Consider the following 2,635-nt stretch of genomic DNA (forward strand, 5'->3'; position numbering starts at 1 on the left):
CCTTGATCCGTTCCCACGAGACGCCGGAAAGGTCCACCTTCTTGGACGCCCGCAGGTACCGGTCGAGGTCGAACTCGTCCAAGGCCGCGCTCACGGGATCAATTCGTAACCGACTGCGCATCGGATTACCAGCAACCGGAAGGGCTATCCGGACAGCCGCCCTCGAAGCAGCTCGGCGGCCACCTTGGGGTTGGCCGAGCCCTTCGTCTTCTTCATGACGTGGCCGACCAGGGCGTTCAGCGCGCCCTCCTTGCCGCCCCGGAACTGCTCAACGGGCCCGGGGTTCTCGGCGATGACCTCCTCGACCACGGCCTCCAGGGCCCCCGCGTCCGAGACCTGCTGAAGGCCTTTGGACGCCACGATCTCCTCGATGGGGGCACCCGTCCGGAAGGCCTCGGCCAGCGCCGTCTTCGCTCCGGCAGAGGAGATCGTCCCCCTGGCGAACAGCCGGACGAGATCGGCGATGTGCTGGGGCCTGACCTTCGATCCCTCCAGCGATTGGTTGTGCTCGCGGAGCAACGCCGCGAGATCACCCGTCATCCAGTTGGCGGCGGCCCGGGGCTCGGCCCCCATCGCGACGGCCTTCTCGAGGAACTCGGCCCAAGAACGGCTTCCTCCGATCAGCGCGGCCTGGTGCGCCTCGAGCCGGTATTCGTCCTGGTACCGGCGGCGCCGCGCGGAGGGAAGCTCGGGCAGCGCGGTTCGGAGCCCCTCGATCCATTCCGGGTCGGGCTCAATGGGGGTGAGGTCGGGCTCGGGGAAGTACCGGTAGTCCGATGCGTATTCCTTGGACCGGCCAGGCGTGGTGACGTTCCGGTTCTCGTCCCAGTGCCGGGTCTCCTGGGCCAGCGGCTGGCCCGCTCGCAGGGCGGCGATCTGCCGCTCCTGCTCGAACGCGAGGGCCCGGTAGATGGAGCGGATCGAATTCAGGTTCTTGATCTCGATCTTCGTGCCGAGCTCGGCGCGGCCGAGAGGGCGCACGCTGATGTTGGCGTCGCAGCGGAGCGAGCCCTCCTCCATGCGAACGTCGGAGACTCCGAGTGCTTCGAGGATCGCGCGAAGCTCGGTGAAGTAGGCACGGGCCTCTTCCGGCGTGCGCATGTCGGGCTCGGACACCACCTCGACCAGCGGCACGCCCGCCCGGTTGTAGTCCTCCAGCGCGTAGTCCGCGCCGGAAATGCGGCCGGTGGCGCCGGCGTGGACGGTCCTGCCCGTGTCTTCCTCGAGGTGGACCCGCGTGATCCCGATCCGGCGAGCCTCCCCGTCCACATGGACGTCGAGGTGGCCGCCCACGCACAGCGGCACGTCGTACTGGGAGATCTGGAAGTTCTTCGGCATGTCCGGATAGAAGTAGTTCTTCCGGTGGAAGAGCGAGTGCGCGACGATCCTGCAGTCGAGGGCTAGCCCGATCTTCGCCGTGTACTCGATGGCCTTCTCGTTGGGCACCGGGAGCGTGCCCGGATGTCCCAGACAGATCGGGCACACGTTGGAGTTCGGCGGCCCTCCGAACTGGTTGGGGCAGCCGCAGAACATCTTGCTGGCCGTGGCCAGTTCGACATGGCACTCCAGGCCGATGACGGTTTCGAATTCCTCAGGCATTCCGACGGAAACGATAGCCGCCGTGGGCTCGTGTCGACGGAAGGGCCAACGGCCCGCGGACATCCGGCCGATAGCATGGGCGGGCATGAGGCTCCTCCGCCGCCCAGTCCCGGCCGATGGGAGCAGCGGGGCGCCCACCGCTCGCGGACAGGCCTCTCCGGCCCAGATCTGGCTTGCCCTGAGCGCCGTGTACGTGATCTGGGGCTCGACCTATCTGGCCATCCGGCTCGCCGTCCGCACCATCCCACCGTTCCTCAGCGCGTCGATCCGGTTCGTGATCGCCGGTGCCGTCCTCTACCTGTGGTCCATCCGTCGGGGGGATACCGTGCACGATCGCCCGGGGTGGCGCCAATGGCGGGCCGCCGCCATCGTCGGGGGACTCCTGCTCCTGGGAGGAAACGGCCTGGTCTCGTGGAGCGAGCAACGCGTGCCCACGGGGATCGTCGCGCTGGTGATCGCCATGGTCCCGATCTGGCTGGCCGTCCTTGATCGGCTCTTCTACGGTCAGCGGCTGCCTGGCTGGGCGGTGGCCGGCCTCGTGCTCGGGTTCGGCGGACTGGTGCTGCTCACCGCCGGACATGGCCGGGGGCATGTCGATACCCTGCGCGTGCTCGTGGTGGTGGGGGCGTCACTGTCCTGGGCCGTGGGATCGCTCTATGCGCGCCGGGCTCCCCTCCCCCGCCGGCCGCTGGTCGGCACGGCGATGGAGATGCTGGCGGGCGGTGCGCTGCTCGGCGTGGTGGCCCTTTCCGCCGGCGAGCTGGGCCGCTTCCACCCACAGAACATCTCGGGTGAGTCGCTGGCCGGGCTGGCTTACCTGATCACCGTGGGCTCGTGGATCGGGTTCGCGTCCTATGTGTGGCTGCTGAGGAACGCCCCCACGTCGCTCGTGTCCACGTACGCGTACGTGAACCCGGTGATCGCCGTCTTCCTCGGCTGGCTCTTCTTGAATGAGGTGTTGGCGGCTCGAACCCTTGTGGCGGCCGCGATCATCCTCGCTGGGGTCGCCCTGATCATCACGGCCCGTCGGGTTCCA

2 protein-coding genes are annotated in these 2,635 nt (G+C 68.3%); one reads left to right on the forward strand and one right to left on the reverse strand.

Going from position 1 to position 2,635, the window contains the following annotated elements; all coding sequences use genetic code 11:
• Window positions 1-144: 144 nt before the first annotated feature.
• A complete protein-coding gene (gene gatB, locus VGR06_RS00025; protein ID WP_327556805.1) occupies window positions 145-1,599 on the reverse strand; it encodes an Asp-tRNA(Asn)/Glu-tRNA(Gln) amidotransferase subunit GatB in 1,455 nt (484 codons plus the stop codon).
• Between the two features lie 85 nt (window positions 1,600-1,684).
• Here gatB and VGR06_RS00030 point away from each other — a divergent pair.
• Window positions 1,685-2,635: EamA family transporter (locus VGR06_RS00030; protein ID WP_327556806.1), on the forward strand; the 951-nt coding region annotated here is incomplete at its 3' end.

The organism is Actinophytocola sp. (genome assembly GCF_036002505.1).
GTDB lineage: Bacteria > Actinomycetota > Actinomycetes > Mycobacteriales > Pseudonocardiaceae > DASYTH01.